The sequence below is a fragment of the Serratia liquefaciens ATCC 27592 genome (genome assembly GCF_000422085.1).
Lineage (GTDB): Bacteria > Pseudomonadota > Gammaproteobacteria > Enterobacterales > Enterobacteriaceae > Serratia > Serratia liquefaciens.
Genome location: NC_021741.1, coordinates 1,613,656 through 1,628,920 on the forward strand (window position 1 = coordinate 1,613,656; position 15,265 = coordinate 1,628,920).

The following is a 15,265-nucleotide window of genomic DNA, read 5'->3' on the forward strand; positions in this document are numbered from 1 at the left end:
GTATAACTTGTGATGGATAATAAAATGACTCAAAAAGTAGCCGTAATTACTGGTATCACTGGCCAAGACGGTGCTTATCTTGCAGAACTTCTGTTAGAGAAGGGCTATGCGGTTCATGGTACCTATCGACGTACCAGTTCTGTCAATTTCTGGCGGATCGAAGAATTGGGTATTGATAAGCACCCAAATCTGAATTTGGTTGAATATGATCTGACCGATCTTTCCGCCAGCATTCGTCTGCTCCAACAAACCGGAGCAACAGAGGTATATAACTTGGCAGCGCAGAGTTTTGTGGGTGTTTCATTCGAGCAACCAATTACCACTGCTGAAATCACAGGCATCGGCCCGGTAAATTTGCTGGAAGCGATCCGTATCGTTAATCCGAAGATTCGCTTCTACCAAGCCTCAACGTCTGAAATGTTCGGCTTGGTGCAAGCTGTACCACAAAAAGAAGATACCCCATTCTATCCGCGTAGTCCTTATGGCGTTGCGAAGTTGTATGCTCACTGGATGACCATTAACTATCGCGAAAGCTACGGTATTTTCGCTTCCAGCGGCATTTTGTTCAACCATGAGTCACCTCTGCGTGGTCGTGAATTTGTTACACGAAAAATCACCGATTCGGTTGCCAAAATCAAACTGGGCCAACTGGATGTGCTAGAACTGGGTAACATGGACGCGAAGCGTGACTGGGGTTTTGCCAAGGAATATGTGGAAGGAATGTGGCGGATGCTTCAAGCCGAGCAACCTGATACTTTCGTGCTGGCCACCAACCGTACCGAAACCGTTCGTGACTTCGTCTCCATGGCCTTTAAGGCTGCGGGCTTTACTCTGCGCTTTGAAGGTAAAGATGAGCAGGAAGCGGGCATCGATGTTGCGACGGGTAAAACATTGGTTCGCGTTAATCCTAAATTCTATCGCCCTTCCGAGGTTGAGCTGTTGATAGGTAACCCTGAACGCGCTAAAGAAATTTTAGGTTGGGAACCAAAAACCACGCTAGAACAGTTATGCCAGATGATGGTTGAACAAGACATTCGTCGTAATCAGAATGGGTTCTCATTCTGATGTTTGGCGCCGGCAAACGTGCCTTAATCACGGGCATTAATGGGTTTACCGGCCGCTATGTGGCAGCGGAATTATCCGCTGCCGGATATCGGGTGTTTGGGTTGGGGTCATTATCCTCAACCCAAGAGGATTACTTGCAGGTCAACCTATTAAATGCGGATGAACTGACTGATGCTATTGCACAGGTTAAACCTGATGTCGTGGTCCATTTGGCCGCGATTGCCTTTGTTGGCCACGGCGATACCAGTGCATTTTATAGCGTAAACGTACTAGGAACCCGTAATTTATTGCAGGCGCTTTATGATTGTGGCAAATCCTTGGATGCTATCCTGATTGCGAGCAGTGCCAATGTTTATGGCAATAGCATCGAGGGTAAACTGGACGAATCCACGCCAGCAAATCCGGCAAATGATTATGCGGTAAGTAAGTTGGCTATGGAATATATGGCCAAGTTATGGGTAGATAAGTTACCGATATTTATTACCAGGCCCTTTAATTATACCGGCGTTGGCCAAGCAGATAACTTCTTGTTACCGAAGATTGTTAAGCACTATAAAGAGAAGGCTGCAATCATCGAATTGGGTAACATCGATGTCTGGCGTGATTTCACCGATGTTCGTGCTTTAAGTAAAGCCTATGTGGCATTACTCCAAGCTGGCCCTGTTGGGGAAATTATCAACGTTTGCTCTGGTAGAACGTACTCATTACGTGAAGCTGTTGCGCTGAGTGAACAGATCTCTGGCCACTCTTTGGAGATTCGTGTGAATCCTTCCTTTGTTCGCCCGAACGAAGTCAAAAGCCTGTGTGGGGATGCATCTAAATTGCGAACCATTATCGGTCAGTGGGATACACCTCCTCTGGAGGATACGTTGCGCTGGATGTTGGAAAACTAAGAATGAAAGTTATACTGGGTACTGACCCGATTAAATACCCTTTAACCGGTATTGGTCGATATACCTATGAGTTAGCCAACTGCTTGCAAGAGAGTTCAGAGATATCTGAGCTTTTATTTCTTCAAGGGCGCCATTTAAGCCAACAGGTTCCTATTGTCAAGGGTGCTAGCTCATCGACTCAAGGTTTACGTCGCCGGTTACAAAAAAGTCACATAGCGGCAGAACTATACCGTTTAACTGCTCCGTGGTTAAAGACACATGCGTTAAGAAAGCACCCTGATGCCATATACCATGGACCAAATTTTTATTTACCACCCAACGTTGATCGCTGTGTAGTCACATTTCATGATAATTCGGTCTTTACCTTGCCACAATGTCATCCGGCAGAGCGAGTCCGTTTTATGCAGAAAGAGTTGTTGTTGACTATTAAGCGTGCCAGTATTCTTATCACGGACTCCGAATTCACTCGCCGTGAGTTGGCTGCGTACTTTAATTTGCCTTTAAATAAGGTATATGCAGCACAATTAGCTAGCAGCGGGGAGTTCTATCCACGTGAGCCCGAAGAGATTTCGCGTGTTTTGTCACCCCTCAGTTTAAAAATAAATCAGTACTGTTTATTTACCGGTTCTATCGAACCGCGCAAAAATATTGAAACGCTTCTGGATGCCTACAAGCGTTTACCACTGGCTCTGCGCCTGGATGTTCCTTTGGTTATCAGCGGATTTAAAGGATGGAGCAGTGAAAGGTTGCATCAACGTTTTGAACGCGGCCAGAGAGAGGGGTGGCTGCGTTATCTCGGCTACACTAAATCAGCAGATCTACCTTTTCTGTTTGCTGGTGCTCGTAGTTTTCTGTTTCCGTCGTTGTATGAAGGCTTTGGACTGCCGGTGCTGGAAGCCATGGCATCTGGAGTGCCGGTTGTTTGCTCAGACAGCGCCTCACTACCCGAAGTGGTCGGCGATTGTGCCTTGATGTGCGCAGCAATGGATATTGAAACACTCTCTGAGCTGATTCAAAAGAGTATTGAAGATGAAGTCTGGCGCGAAAAAGCCAGGACAAAGGGTATAAATCGGGCAAAACATTTTTCTTGGCAACGTTGTGCGCAAGAAACCATTCTCGCATACCAGCAGGTTTGATATTTTTCATGTTGAAAGTTCTGCATTTTTATAAAACATATTATCCGGATTCTTTTGGCGGCATAGAGCAGGTTATTTTTCAATTAAGTGAAGCTGGCGTATGTCACCAGATTGAGTCGACGACACTTTCTTTGAGTACCCGTGGTGACATTGACAATGCGCGCGTAGGAGTTCACCCGGCTTACTACGCGGCGACTAACTTCGAAGTGGCATCCACTCCGTTCTCGACAGGCGCCATATGGAAATTTAAAAAATTGGCGGCCGAAGCGGATATTATCCACTATCATTTCCCATATCCATTTATGGATTTGGTGCACTTTATTGCCGATGTTAAAAAGCCTACGGTAGTCAGTTACCACTCAGATATTGTTAAGCAAAAGTTGGCGCTGAAAATGTATACGCCGCTGATGAACAAGTTTTTGAGTTCGGTAGATTGCATCGTCGCGGCTTCGCCAAACTATGTGAAAACCAGTCCGGTGCTGCAAAAATATCTGCCAAAGGTGAGAGTGATACCTTATGGCCTGGATAAAAAGTCTTATCCGGTTGCTGATGAGGCTCATCTTGAGCGCTGGTGCCAGCAGGTTGGCGATCGCTTCTTCCTGTTTGTCGGGGCATTTCGATACTATAAAGGCCTGCATATTTTGCTTGAGGCTGTTCAGGGTACTGATTTTCCGTTGGTCATTATTGGTGCCGGTCCAATCGAAGCTGAGCTTAAGCAGCAGGCGCAGGAGCTGGGATTAAAAAATATCCATTTTCTCGGCGCGTTGCCAGATGAAGATAAGGCCGCGTTGCTGCAGCTATGTTATAGCGTCGTATTCCCTTCACATTTACGTTCTGAAGCTTTCGGCATAACCTTGCTTGAAGGCGCGATGTATGGAAAATCGCTGATTTCAAGCGAAATTGGTACAGGAACGACTTATATCAACATTGATCAGGAAACTGGCCTTGTTGTACCGCCATCCGATCCGCAAGCATTGCGTGCGGCAATGACAACACTATGGGAAGATCCTGAGCTGGCACAGCGATATGGTGAGAATGCAGCTAAACGTTTTCAGGCGCTGTTTACTTCGGAGCGTATGGCGGAAAGTTACATTGAACTTTATCAGCGGCTGATAAATAAGTGATTGGTAAATAACAATATTATTGTTATATGGCGTTAGGTGATGTGCAAAAGTATGACCTATCGCACCAATCACTACCCACGCAGCAGCTTCCTGAGTTAACATGTGTGCCACATCACAAAACCTGTTGGCCACAGTTGTTAACAGGGTCATCCTCAGACAGGAGTTCTTCAATGTCCAAGCAACAAATCGGCGTTGTCGGCATGGCGGTAATGGGCCGCAATCTGGCACTGAACATCGAAAGCCGTGGTTACACCGTTTCGATCTTTAACCGTTCAGGCGATAAAACTGATGAAGTTATTGCCGAGAATCCAGGTAAAAACCTGGTGCCGCACTACACCGTCGAAGAGTTCGTTGAATCGCTGGAAAAACCACGCCGCATCTTGCTGATGGTGAAAGCGGGTGAAGCGACTGACAAGACCATTGCTTCCCTGACTCCGCACCTGGATAAAGGTGACATTCTGATCGACGGTGGCAACACCTACTATCAGGACACCATCCGTCGTAACCGCGAACTGTCTGATCAAGGCTTCAACTTCATCGGTACCGGTGTTTCCGGTGGTGAAGAGGGCGCGCTGAAAGGGCCTTCAATCATGCCTGGCGGCCAGAAAGAAGCTTACGAGCTGGTGGCGCCAATCCTGGAGAAAATCGCTGCGGTAGCGGAAGGCGAACCTTGCGTGACCTACATCGGTGCTGATGGCGCCGGTCACTATGTGAAGATGGTGCACAACGGCATCGAATACGGCGACATGCAGCTGATTGCAGAAGCCTATTCCCTGTTGAAGCAGGCGCTGAACCTGAGCAATGAAGAACTGGCTGACACCTTTGCCGAGTGGAACAAAGGCGAACTGAACAGCTACCTGATCGACATCACCAAAGATATCTTCACCAAGAAAGATGAAGAAGGTAAATACCTGGTTGATGTGATCCTGGACGAAGCTGCCAACAAAGGCACCGGCAAATGGACCAGCCAGAGCTCTCTGGATCTGGGCGAGCCGCTGTCGCTGATCACCGAGTCGGTATTCGCACGTTACCTGTCTTCACTGAAAGACCAGCGCGTTGCCGCATCTAAAGTGTTGACCGGTCCTAAAGTGACGCCAGTCAGCGGTGACAAAGCCGAATTCGTCGAGAAAGTGCGCCGCGCGCTGTACCTGGGCAAAATCGTTTCCTATGCGCAGGGCTTCTCTCAGCTGAAAGCGGCTTCCAAAGAAAACAACTGGGATCTGCACTACGGCGACATTGCCAAGATCTTCCGCGCCGGCTGCATCATCCGTGCACAGTTCCTGCAGAAAATCACCGACGCTTATGCACAGGACGCGGATATCGCTAACCTGTTGCTGGCACCTTACTTCAAGCAGATTGCTGACGAATATCAGCAGGCGCTGCGTGACGTGGTGTCCTACGCGGTGCAGAACGGCATCCCTACGCCGACCTTCTCTGCGGCAATCTCCTACTACGACAGCTACCGTTCAGCGGTTCTGCCTGCCAACCTGATCCAGGCGCAGCGTGACTACTTCGGTGCTCACACCTACAAACGTATCGACAAAGAAGGCGTGTTCCATACCGAATGGATGGAATAATCCCAACGTTTGAAGCATAAAAAAAGCCGCCGAGGTTAACGCCCGGCGGCTTTTTTATTACCTGCAAAGCAAGACTATTTCTGGTGGCGTTCGCGCAGCCGGCCAATCACCTTGCTCAAATCCAGATCCTGATCCTGCAATAGCACCAGCAGGTGATAAATCAGATCGGAGGCCTCGTTGGTCAGCTCTTCGCGATCGTTCACCGTCGCGGCCAATGCGGTTTCCACGCCTTCTTCACCGACTTTCTGCGCGATACGCTTGGTGCCGCTGGCGTACAGGCTGGCGGTGTAAGAGCTGTCGGGGCTGGCGTTTTTACGCTCCGCTAGCAGTTGCTCCAACTGATACAGAAAACCCCAATCGCTGGCGGCCGGGTGGAAGCAGCTGGTATTGCCCAGATGGCAGGTCGGGCCAATCGGATTGACCAAAATCAACAGCGTGTCGTTATCACAGTCTGGGGTGATGCTCACTACGTTGAGGAAGTTGCCAGAGCTTTCGCCCTTGGTCCACAGGCGTTGCTTGGTGCGAGAGAAGAAGGTGACCTTGCCGCTTTGTTCGGTAGCGGTCAGCGCTTCCTGGTTCATGTAGCCGAGCATCAGCACTTCGCCGGAAACGGCATGCTGCACAATCGCCGGCAGCAGGTGGTCAGTTTTTTCCCAGTCGAGCTGGTTTCTTTGTTGTTCTGTTAACACAGGCGGATCTCCACACCTTGGGCGGCCAGGAACTTTTTCAGTTCGCCGATATTAATGATTTGCTTGTGGAACACCGACGCGGCCAGGGCGCCGTCAACGTCCGCATCACGGAACGCTTCCAGAAAGTGTTCCATGGTGCCCGCGCCGCCGGAGGCAATCAGGGGCACCTTGCATACCTCACGGACCTTCCTCAGCTGTTTCAGATCGTAACCGTTGCGTACGCCATCCTGGTTCATCATGTTCAACACAATCTCGCCGGCACCGCGTTTTTGCACTTCTTTAACCCAATCCAAGGTTTCCCATTGAGTGACGCGGGTGCGGCTTTCGTCGCCGGTGTATTGGTTAACGTGATACTTGCCGGTTGAGGCTTCGAACCAGGTATCAATACCCACCACGATGCACTGTACGCCAAAGCGATCTGCCAGACGGCTAATTAGATCGGGGTCGGCCAGCGCCGGAGAGTTGATGGAAATCTTGTCGGCGCCGAAAGAGAGGATCTGGCTGGCATCTTCCGGGCTTTTGATCCCACCGGCGACGCAGAAGGGGATATCAATCACTTCCGCCACCCGTGACACCCAGCTTTTGTCCACTACACGACCATCGCTTGAGGCGGTGATATCGTAGAACACCAGTTCGTCCGCACCTTCCTGCGCATAGCGTTGCGCCAGCGGCACGATGTCACCGATGATTTCATGGTTGCGGAACTGCACGCCTTTCACTACTTGCCCGTCTTTGACATCCAGGCACGGGATTATCCGTTTTGCCAGCATGCGATTGCCTCCTCAACGCTAAACTTACCTTCCAACAGGGCACGCCCCACAATCACACCTTTAACGCCACTGCCACGCAGTTGGGCGATATCGTCCAGGTTGCCGATGCCGCCGGACGCCTGGAAGTCAATCTGCGGATAGCGTTGGCTGATTTCCTGGTACAGCGCCACGTTGGAGCCAGCCAGCGTGCCATCGCGGGAAATATCGGTGCACAGCACGTGCTTGAGGCCGTAGGGCAGGAACTGCTCCACCACCTGTTCCAAAGTGGCGTCTGAGTTTTCTTGCCAGCCGCTGATCGCCACGCGCTTGGTGCCGTCGGCGTCGATACGCACGTCCAGCGCCAGCACCATGGCCTCTGCGCCATAGCGCTCAAACCAGCCCTGCACCAACTGCGGTTGTTTCACTGCGGTGGAGCCGATGACCACGCGGGTCGCACCGGCTTCCAGCAGTGCCGAAACGTCCTGCTCATTGCGAATGCCGCCGCCAACCTGTACCGGCACGTTAACCCCGGCGAGCAGTTGGCGCAGCAGCGGGATCTGGCGTGCAGCAGGATCTTTGGCCCCGGTCAAATCGACCAGATGCAATACCTGTGCACCCTGTTGTTGATAGTCCTGCAGGCGTGAGCGCGGATCGTTACCGTAGTCGCGCTGTTGGCCGTAATCACCCTGATGCAAACGCACCACGTTGCCGTCGATCAAATCCAAAGCTGGAATAATCATGCTGCCTACATCTCCAGAAAGTTTTTCAACAGTTGCGCACCGGCTGTTCCAGAACGTTCTGGATGAAACTGCACGCCGAAGAAGTTGTCCTTTTGCACGGCGGCGGTGAAGGGCTCGCCGTAGTTCGCCTGGGCGATGGTGCTTGGGCATATCGGCATCGCATAGCTGTGAACGAAGTAGAAGTAGGCACCGTCTTCAATGCCGCGGAACAGATGGTGGCCGGCTTGTGCCGACACCTGGTTCCAGCCCATGTGCGGCAGCGGCAGACCGAAGTCGGTCATCTGGGTGACCGGCGTCTCGATAATGCCCAGCGTGTCGATACCGCCATTCTCTTCGCTGCTTTTTGCCAGCAACTGCATACCGAGGCAAATACCCAGCACCGGCTGAGTGCAGGCTTTGATCAAATCGATCAACTCGCGTTGCTTCAACTGATCCATGGCCGCCTGCGCTGTGCCGACGCCCGGCAGGAAAAGCTTATCGGCGCGCAACACGATCTCCGGGTCACGGCTTACCTGAGGCTGATAACCCAGTCGCTGCACCGCGTAGGTGACAGAAGACAGGTTGGCGCAGCCGGTGTCTAAAATCACCACGTTCATCACAGCACTCCTTTCGAGCTCGGGAGGGTATTGCCCTCAACGCGGATCGCCTGGCGTAGCGTACGGCCAAACACTTTGAACAGGCTTTCGACGCGGTGATGGTCGTTTTTGCCTTTGGTTTTCAGGTGAAGCGTGCAACCCATGGTGTAAGACAGCGAGCGGAAGAAGTGTTCGACCATTTCGGTGCTCAGATCGCCGACGCGTTGATAGTTAAATTCAGCCTTGTATTCCAGGTGCGGACGGCCGGAGATATCCAGCGCGCAGCGCGCCAGGCACTCGTCCATTGGCAGCACAAAGCCGAAACGTGCGATGCCGCGTTTGTCGCCCAATGCCTTGTTCAGGGCTTCGCCCAGCGCCAGACCGGTGTCTTCTACCGTGTGGTGATCGTCGATATACAGATCGCCCTTAACATTGATGTCCATGCGGAAGCCGCCGTGGGTGGCGATCTGATCCAACATGTGATCGAAGAAACCCACGCCGGTTTTGATCTTGCTGCCGCCTTCGCGATCCAGCCAGACGTTGACGTCGATCTGGGTTTCTTTGGTGGCGCGGTTAACCTGCGCATGACGATCGCGCTGGGTCAGTTGGCGGGTGATCTCTTTCCAGCCCAGGGTATCGCGCTGATAGCGCAAGCCCTGAATGCCCATGTTTTCCGCCAGTTGAACGTCGGTGGGGCGATCGCCGATCACGTAGCTGTGAGCGGTATCCATCACGCCGGGCTCCAGATAGCCTTTGACCAGCGCGGTTTTGGGTTTGCGGCAATCGCAGTTGTCCGCCGGCAGATGTGGGCAGATCAGGATATCTTCAAAGTGAATACCCTGGGAGCTGAGGATCTGCATCATCAGGCTGTGCGGCGGATCGAAGGTTTCCTGCGGAAAAATGGCGGTACCCAGGCCATCCTGATTGGTGATCATCACCAGTTGGTAACCTGCCTGCTGCAATTCAAGCAGGCAAGGAATGACGTCCGGCTCCAGCGCCAGCTTGTCCAGGCGATCAACCTGGAAGTCTTCTGGGGGTTCAGCAATCAGCGTGCCGTCACGGTCAATAAAGAGGAATTTCTGGCTCACATTGGCTCCTGGCGAGTCTCGGTTGCACCGGGCAGGGCAGACAGCGCGTCAACCACGCGCTGGCATTCGTCACGGGTGCCGATGGTGATGCGCAGGCAGCCGGACAACCCAGGTTGTTTATTTTGGTCTCTTAAGATAATGCCCTGATCCCATAAGGTTTTAAACACATTACTGGAAGCAGTGAAACGAGCCAGCAGGTAATTGCTGTCGCTGGCGAAAACCTGCTCAACGCAAGCGCAGTTTTGCAGCGCCTGCTGCAGCCAACTGCGGTTGGCGGCAATCTCGGTAACGCGCTGACGCATCACGCGGATCCCCTCGGTGCTGAGCGCCTGTGCAGCGATATCGGCGACCGGAGTAGACAGCGGATAAGGTGCGATCACCTTCAGCAGCAGGGCGATCAAGTCCTCGTTGGCCAGAGTAAAACCACAGCGCAGGCCAGCCAGCGCGAAGGCTTTTGACAGAGTGCGCAGAACAGCCAGGTGCGGATAGTCGCTCAACCAGGCGGCCACGCTGGCCTGCGGGCAGAATTCGATATAGGCCTCATCCACCGCGACGATTGCCTTGCCTTTGGCCATTTCCAGCAGGCTGCGCAGATCGTTGGGATCGATCAGATTACCGGTTGGGTTGTTTGGGCTGCAGACGTAAATCAGTTTCACGTTATCCAGGCTGTCGGCAATGGCAGCTAAATCCAATTGCCAGTCCTTTTTGGTCGCCACGGTGCGACGCTCCACGCCAAAGGTTTCAGCGCTGACGGCGTACATGCCGTAAGTCGGCGGGCAGAACAGGATGGCGTCTTTGCCCGGCTCGCAGAAGGCGCGGATCAGCAGTTCAATGCCTTCGTCCGCCCCACGACTGACCAGCACCTGTTCCTTTTTAACCCCGGCGTAATCGGCGTAGCGCTCGATCACCCGTACCGGCTGGCACTCCGGATAGCGGTTAAAGGTTTGAGCGGTCAGTTGGAATTCCGGGGCGATCGGGTATTCGTTGGCGTTCAGCCACACATCGCCATTGCCCCCCAGGCGGCGAGCCGATTGATACGGGGTCAGCTCGCGAACGTTGGCGCGCGCCAGGTTTTCAATGCTCATGCTTGCTCCTTCAGTGCGGCAACGCGCAGGGTGACGGCGTTTTTGTGGGCAATCAACTGCTCGGCGGCGGCCAGGGTTTCAATGGTGGCGGCCAGGTTCATAAAGCCTTGCGGCGTCAGTTCCTGCACCGTCATGCGTTTTTGGAAATCCGCCAGGCCCAGGCTGGAACAGGTCGCGGTATACCCGTAGGTCGGCAATACGTGGTTGGTGCCGGACGCATAGTCACCGGCGGACTCTGGCGACCAGTCACCGAGAAATACCGAACCGGCGCTGGTGATGCTGTCGACCAGGGCGCGGGCATCGCGGGTCTGAATGATCAGGTGTTCCGGGCCATACTGATTGCTGATCGCCACGCACTCGGCCAGATCTTTGGCGACGATCAGTCGGCTGCTGGCCAGCGCCTGACGAGCGGTTTCGGCGCGAGGCAGTTGCGCCAGTTGCTGTTCGACCGCTTCGGCTACCGCCTGTGCCATAACGGCGTCCGGCGTCAGCAGGATCACCTGCGAGTCTGGGCCGTGCTCCGCCTGCGACAACAAATCAGAGGCGACAAACGCCGGCGTCGCACCGGCATCGGCAATCACCAACACCTCGGAAGGACCGGCCGGCATATCGATCGCTGCGCCGTCCAACCGTTGGCTGATTTGGCGCTTGGCTTCGGTGACAAAGGCATTGCCCGGCCCGAAGATCTTCGCCACGCGCGGTACGGAGTCGGTGCTGAATGCCATAGCGGCAATCGCCTGCGCGCCACCAACCTGAAACACTTCCTTTACCCCGCACAGCTGCGCGGCATAGAGAATTTCATCGGCAATCGGTGGCGGTGAGCACAACACCACGCGGCGGCAACCGGCGATACGTGCCGGCGTCGCCAGCATCAGTACGGTAGAAAACAGCGGCGCGGAGCCACCGGGAATATACAGCCCGACCGAGTCGATCGGGCGGGTGACCTGTTGACAACGCACGCCCGGCTGGGTTTCCACATCCACCGGCGGCAGCTTTTGCGCATTGTGGAAGGTTTCGACGTTAGCGACCGCGACTGCCATCGCCTGCTTTATATCATCACCCAGACGAGCGCTGGCGGCGGCGATCTGGTCGGCGGTGACGCGCAGCGCGCCAACCTCGGTTTTATCAAATTTGGCGCTGTAATCGCGCAGCGCCTGGTCACCGTTAGCCTTCACGTTGTCGAGGATCTCGCTCACCGTGCGGGTGATGCTGTCCGAGGCGGAGATCGCCGGGCGCATCAACAGTGCCGCGCGCTGTTCGGCGCTGCAGTCTGCCCAATTGACCGGAGTATTGAAAGTCGACATGGCGTTACTCCATCATCTTCTCAATTGGCAACACCAGAATCGAACTGGCACCGAGCGCTTTCAGCTTTTCCATGGTTTCCCAGAACAGGGTTTCACTGCTGACCATGTGCATTGCCACGCGATTTTGCGCACCGGCCAGTGGCAGAATGGTTGGGCGTTCCGCGCCCGGCAGCAGCGCAACGATTTCATCGAGGCGCTCGCTCGGCGCGTGCAGCATGATGTACTTGGATTCTCGTGCCTGGATCACGCCCTGAATACGGGTCATCAGGCGGTCGATCAATTGCTGTTTGGCTTCCGGCATTTCGCCGTCACGTTGGATCAGGCAGGCTTTCGAGCGGTAAATCACTTCCACTTCGCGCAGACCGTTGGCTTCCAGCGTGGCACCGGTGGAGACCAGATCACAGATGGCGTCGGCCAGACCGGCACGCGGTGCCACTTCCACCGAGCCGTTCAACAGGCAGGATTTGAAGCGCACGCCTTGTTTATCGAGATATTGTTTCAGCAGGTGCGGATAAGAGGTGGCGATGCGGGCGTCTTGCAGGCTTTGCGGGCCGGTGTATTCCGTGTCGAGCGAGGTAGCCAGCGACAGACGGCAACCGCCGAAGTCCAGGCGGCGCAGGGTGAAGTAACGGGGATCTTCGCCCTGAGCGCGGCGGGTGAGCAGCTCTTCTTCCAGCACGTTCTCACCGATAATCCCCAGATCGACCACGCCGTCCATCACCAGCCCTGGGATATCATCATCACGGACGCGCAGGATATCAATCGGCATATTCTCCGCGAAGGCAATCAGGCGCTGTTGCTGCAGGTTGATTTTAATGCCGCAGCGCGCCAGTAACTCCTGGGATTCATCACTCAGGCGGCCTGACTTCTGCATTGCTATCCGTAAACGTGTTTTGTCCAGCATGGTAACCTCTGTTTAATCTGTAATTTTATACCCGTCATACTTCAAGTGGCTTGGGTGTTGGCTGCCTTCATTCACTCCAGTCACTAACTTGAGTAAGCTCCTGGGGATTCACTCAGTTGCCGCCTACAAGCAACTCGAATTATTTGGGGTATTTGAATTTATTTTAAAAATTATTTTTTCTGTCTGTCCGGAGCCAAAAAAAAACCCTCGGAAGAAATCTTCCGAGGGCTCTCTCTTGCATTCTGCGCGCCACTGGAAGATTAAAAAACCGTCTTCCAGCACTCATCGCCTGAAAGACTAGTCAGGATGATGGTGATGATGGTGGCTGAACTGAATGCGTGTCATGGTGTTTTCTCTGTATAAAGTCGCTACAAACTCAATTGCTAATTAACCTAAACTATCCGCCGTCTGTCACGCAACCCTTTTTTACGGTCATAAATTTAATTTATTGAAACAGGTTGAGTTATTAGCTGGACGCGACTTTACCTAAGCTTAAACTGGGTGGATTGTATCACTTCACGCAGTGGCGTAGCCTTAATGGGTAAAGCGCTGCGATCTTCAGGAGAGGAAGGTGATGAAAAAGGTAGCCATTATTGGTCTGGGCTGGCTGGGCATGCCGTTGGCCCTGTCGCTGATGAGCCGTGGGTTTGACGTCGTTGGCAGTAAAACGACGCCGGATGGCGTTGAGGCCGCGCGGATGAGCGGCATTGAATGTTATCAGTTGGAAATGACGCCGGAGCTGATTTGCGAACCGGAGGATCTGGAGTCTTTGCTGCGCGTTGATGCGCTGGTGGTGACATTGCCTGCGCGCCGCACTGTCGAGGGCAGCGAGAACTACTTCAATGCGGTACGCATGCTGGTGGACAGCGCGATGGCTTTTGGCGTACCGCGTATTCTGTTTACCAGTTCGACTTCGGTATACGGTGAAACTACCGGCACGGTACGCGAGGATTCGCCGCTGCAGCCGGTTTCGCCGTCGGGGCGAGTGCTGGTGGAACTGGAGCGTTGGCTGCATGAACTGCCGAACACGTCGGTGGATATCTTGCGGTTGGCGGGACTGGTGGGTGTGGATCGTCACCCCGGTCGTTTCCTGGCCGGCAAAGTCGACGTCAAAGGCGGTTCGCAAGGGGTGAATCTGGTGCATCAGGACGATGTGATCGCCGCGATTCAACTGTTGCTGAAACTGCCGAAAGGCGGTCACGTTTATAACCTTTGCGCCCCGGCCCATCCCACCAAGCGTGAATTTTACCCGGCGCTGGCCGAACAGCTGCATCTGGCCCCGCCGCAGTTCGCCATTGAGGCAGAGCAGGGTGGGCGCCTGGTGGACGGTAGCCGCATCTGCAATGAGCTGGGATTCGAATATCAGTATCCGGATCCGGCGCGCATGCCGGTCAATTAATATCAGTATCTGACCCCGCGCCTGCGGGGTTTTTTGTCTGTGGCGCTCGCGCCAATCCGCTCAAATCCTCTATCAGCGCCAACAAAGCCTCCTTTGGCGCTCCGGGCCGGGTCACCAGGCTCAGGGTTGCCTGGTAGGAGAGCGCCTGCCCGCCTAACTGCCGCAGTGCTCCCTGTTCAACCCAGCGCGCGGCATAATGGGTCGGTAGGTACCCGAGATATTCACCGCTGAGCACCAGATGGGCGACCCCCTCCATATGGTGGGCGACGGCACCAAGGTTTAACGGCGCCAACGGGCAGAGCTGCTGTGCCAACAGATAACCGCGCTTGACCCAACGCGCATTCTCAATTTGTTCGCGACCCGGTTGCTCTGCGGTAAACAGCGGATGATCGCTGCTGCAGTAGACCGCCTGCGTTTCGCTTATCCAGGGTTGATACTGCAATGCTTCCAACTGCTGGCCGAAATAACCGATGCCCAAATCGAGCTGCTGATTCAGCAGCCCCTGTTCAATTTCGCCGGGGGCGCAAATTCGGCACTGCAACTGCACGTCCTGATGGCGGCGTTGAAACTGTTTGATAGCACGGCTGAAGGGGTTGCCCGGCAGCGACACCAGATTATCCACCAGCCCGATTTGCAGATCGCCGGTCAGCAGTCCGTTCAGCGACTGGCTGACCCGGGTGAAGTCGCGTGCGGCGTTAAACAGCGTGCGGCAGGCGATCAATATGCGCTCCCCTTTGGGCGTCAGCATAAAGCCGGATCGCCCTCGCTGGCACAGACGAAACCCCAGCCGGGTTTCCAGCGTCGCAAGATGGGTGCTGATAGTCGACTGATTCATCAACAGCGGCTCCTGGGCGGCGCTGACGCCATGGGCTTCTGCGACGGCGACGAACACCCGCAGCAGCCGCAGATCGATGTCGCTTAGATTAGTGAGCATCTT

At 54.1% G+C, this 15,265-nt stretch carries 16 protein-coding genes and 1 other annotated feature; of the genes, 6 read left to right on the plus strand and 10 right to left on the minus strand.

Annotated features, from left to right (window positions below; translation table 11 throughout):
• Window positions 1-24 precede the first annotated feature (24 nt).
• The 5 genes from gmd (at window position 25) to gndA (ending at window position 5,795) form a co-directional block, all read left to right on the plus strand.
• Window positions 25-1,065: a GDP-mannose 4,6-dehydratase gene (gene gmd, locus M495_RS07500; protein ID WP_020826036.1), complete on the plus strand. Its 1,041-nt coding sequence runs from the start codon at window positions 25-27 to the stop codon at window positions 1,063-1,065.
• Window positions 1,065-1,958: a GDP-mannose 4,6-dehydratase gene (locus M495_RS07505; protein ID WP_020826037.1), complete on the plus strand. Its 894-nt coding sequence runs from the start codon at window positions 1,065-1,067 to the stop codon at window positions 1,956-1,958. Before gmd ends, M495_RS07505 begins: the two co-directional genes overlap by 1 nt.
• Window positions 1,959-1,960: 2 nt before the next feature.
• Window positions 1,961-3,094, plus strand: a complete 1,134-nt coding sequence (locus M495_RS07510; protein WP_041414373.1) for a glycosyltransferase family 4 protein — start codon at window positions 1,961-1,963, stop codon at window positions 3,092-3,094.
• A gap of 8 nt (window positions 3,095-3,102) precedes the next feature.
• On the plus strand, window positions 3,103-4,218 hold the full coding sequence (locus M495_RS07515; protein ID WP_020826039.1) for a glycosyltransferase family 4 protein: 1,116 nt from the start codon (window positions 3,103-3,105) through the stop codon (window positions 4,216-4,218).
• 170 nt (window positions 4,219-4,388) lie between these two features.
• Window positions 4,389-5,795, plus strand: coding sequence for an NADP-dependent phosphogluconate dehydrogenase (gndA, locus tag M495_RS07520; RefSeq protein WP_020826040.1), 1,407 nt, complete (start codon window positions 4,389-4,391; stop codon window positions 5,793-5,795).
• A gap of 74 nt (window positions 5,796-5,869) precedes the next feature.
• Here the strand turns inward: gndA and hisIE are convergent, their stop codons facing one another.
• The 9 genes from hisIE to hisL form a co-directional block, all read right to left on the minus strand.
• A complete protein-coding gene (gene hisIE / locus M495_RS07525) occupies window positions 5,870-6,484 on the minus strand; it encodes a bifunctional phosphoribosyl-AMP cyclohydrolase/phosphoribosyl-ATP diphosphatase HisIE (protein WP_020826041.1) in 615 nt (204 codons plus the stop codon).
• A complete protein-coding gene (hisF, locus tag M495_RS07530; protein WP_020826042.1) occupies window positions 6,478-7,254 on the minus strand; it encodes an imidazole glycerol phosphate synthase subunit HisF in 777 nt (258 codons plus the stop codon). The genes hisIE and hisF overlap by 7 nt, the downstream gene beginning before the upstream one ends.
• The gene (gene hisA / locus M495_RS07535) at window positions 7,236-7,973 is read right to left on the minus strand and encodes a 1-(5-phosphoribosyl)-5-[(5-phosphoribosylamino)methylideneamino]imidazole-4-carboxamide isomerase (protein ID WP_020826043.1); all 738 of its coding nucleotides are present in this window, start codon (window positions 7,971-7,973) and stop codon (window positions 7,236-7,238) included. Before hisA ends, hisF begins: the two co-directional genes overlap by 19 nt.
• A 5-nt stretch (window positions 7,974-7,978) precedes the next feature.
• A complete protein-coding gene (gene hisH, locus M495_RS07540; protein ID WP_020826044.1) occupies window positions 7,979-8,569 on the minus strand; it encodes an imidazole glycerol phosphate synthase subunit HisH in 591 nt (196 codons plus the stop codon).
• Complete coding sequence (gene hisB, locus M495_RS07545; RefSeq protein WP_020826045.1) at window positions 8,569-9,636, minus strand: bifunctional histidinol-phosphatase/imidazoleglycerol-phosphate dehydratase HisB; 1,068 nt, start codon at window positions 9,634-9,636, stop codon at window positions 8,569-8,571. The genes hisH and hisB overlap by 1 nt, the downstream gene beginning before the upstream one ends.
• Window positions 9,633-10,721 carry a histidinol-phosphate transaminase gene (gene hisC / locus M495_RS07550; RefSeq protein WP_020826046.1) on the minus strand — a complete coding sequence of 363 codons (1,089 nt, stop codon included), beginning with the start codon at window positions 10,719-10,721 and terminating at the stop codon, window positions 9,633-9,635. The genes hisB and hisC overlap by 4 nt, the downstream gene beginning before the upstream one ends.
• Complete coding sequence (hisD, locus tag M495_RS07555) at window positions 10,718-12,025, minus strand: histidinol dehydrogenase (RefSeq protein WP_020826047.1); 1,308 nt, start codon at window positions 12,023-12,025, stop codon at window positions 10,718-10,720. Before hisD ends, hisC begins: the two co-directional genes overlap by 4 nt.
• A 4-nt stretch (window positions 12,026-12,029) precedes the next feature.
• A complete protein-coding gene (gene hisG / locus M495_RS07560; protein ID WP_041414374.1) occupies window positions 12,030-12,929 on the minus strand; it encodes an ATP phosphoribosyltransferase in 900 nt (299 codons plus the stop codon).
• A 195-nt stretch (window positions 12,930-13,124) separates the two neighbouring features.
• Window positions 13,125-13,251: a sequence feature (His leader region), on the minus strand.
• Complete coding sequence (hisL, locus tag M495_RS25510) at window positions 13,227-13,274, minus strand: his operon leader peptide (protein WP_101495319.1); 48 nt, start codon at window positions 13,272-13,274, stop codon at window positions 13,227-13,229. Its footprint overlaps the feature before it by 25 nt.
• 229 nt (window positions 13,275-13,503) lie before the next feature.
• On the opposite strand from hisL, the gene M495_RS07565 reads away from it, so the two are divergent.
• Window positions 13,504-14,328, plus strand: a complete 825-nt coding sequence (locus M495_RS07565) for an SDR family oxidoreductase (protein ID WP_020826049.1) — start codon at window positions 13,504-13,506, stop codon at window positions 14,326-14,328.
• Here M495_RS07565 and M495_RS07570 read toward each other — a convergent pair.
• Window positions 14,321-15,262 (minus strand): LysR family transcriptional regulator, encoded by a 942-nt coding sequence (locus M495_RS07570; protein ID WP_020826050.1) that lies wholly within the window; start codon window positions 15,260-15,262, stop codon window positions 14,321-14,323. The two genes, M495_RS07565 and M495_RS07570, sit on opposite strands and share 8 nt — an antisense overlap.
• Window positions 15,263-15,265 lie beyond the last annotated feature (3 nt).

What these genes read in the sequence shown, in the direction of transcription:
- gmd (WP_020826036.1), top strand. Translation starts at nt 25, where the DNA reads ATGACTCAAAAAGTAGCCGTAATTACTGGTATCACTGGCCAAGACGGT.
- M495_RS07505 (WP_020826037.1), top strand. Translation starts at nt 1,065, where the DNA reads ATGTTTGGCGCCGGCAAACGTGCCTTAATCACGGGCATTAATGGGTTT.
- M495_RS07510 (WP_041414373.1), top strand. Translation starts at nt 1,961, where the DNA reads ATGAAAGTTATACTGGGTACTGACCCGATTAAATACCCTTTAACCGGT.
- M495_RS07515 (WP_020826039.1), top strand. Translation starts at nt 3,103, where the DNA reads ATGTTGAAAGTTCTGCATTTTTATAAAACATATTATCCGGATTCTTTT.
- gndA (WP_020826040.1), top strand. Translation starts at nt 4,389, where the DNA reads ATGTCCAAGCAACAAATCGGCGTTGTCGGCATGGCGGTAATGGGCCGC.
- hisF (WP_020826042.1), bottom strand. Translation starts at nt 7,254, where the DNA reads ATGCTGGCAAAACGGATAATCCCGTGCCTGGATGTCAAAGACGGGCAA.
- hisA (WP_020826043.1), bottom strand. Translation starts at nt 7,973, where the DNA reads ATGATTATTCCAGCTTTGGATTTGATCGACGGCAACGTGGTGCGTTTG.
- hisH (WP_020826044.1), bottom strand. Translation starts at nt 8,569, where the DNA reads ATGAACGTGGTGATTTTAGACACCGGCTGCGCCAACCTGTCTTCTGTC.
- hisC (WP_020826046.1), bottom strand. Translation starts at nt 10,721, where the DNA reads ATGAGCATTGAAAACCTGGCGCGCGCCAACGTTCGCGAGCTGACCCCG.
- hisD (WP_020826047.1), bottom strand. Translation starts at nt 12,025, where the DNA reads ATGTCGACTTTCAATACTCCGGTCAATTGGGCAGACTGCAGCGCCGAA.
- hisG (WP_041414374.1), bottom strand. Translation starts at nt 12,929, where the DNA reads ATGCTGGACAAAACACGTTTACGGATAGCAATGCAGAAGTCAGGCCGC.
- M495_RS07565 (WP_020826049.1), top strand. Translation starts at nt 13,504, where the DNA reads ATGAAAAAGGTAGCCATTATTGGTCTGGGCTGGCTGGGCATGCCGTTG.
- M495_RS07570 (WP_020826050.1), bottom strand. Translation starts at nt 15,262, where the DNA reads ATGCTCACTAATCTAAGCGACATCGATCTGCGGCTGCTGCGGGTGTTC.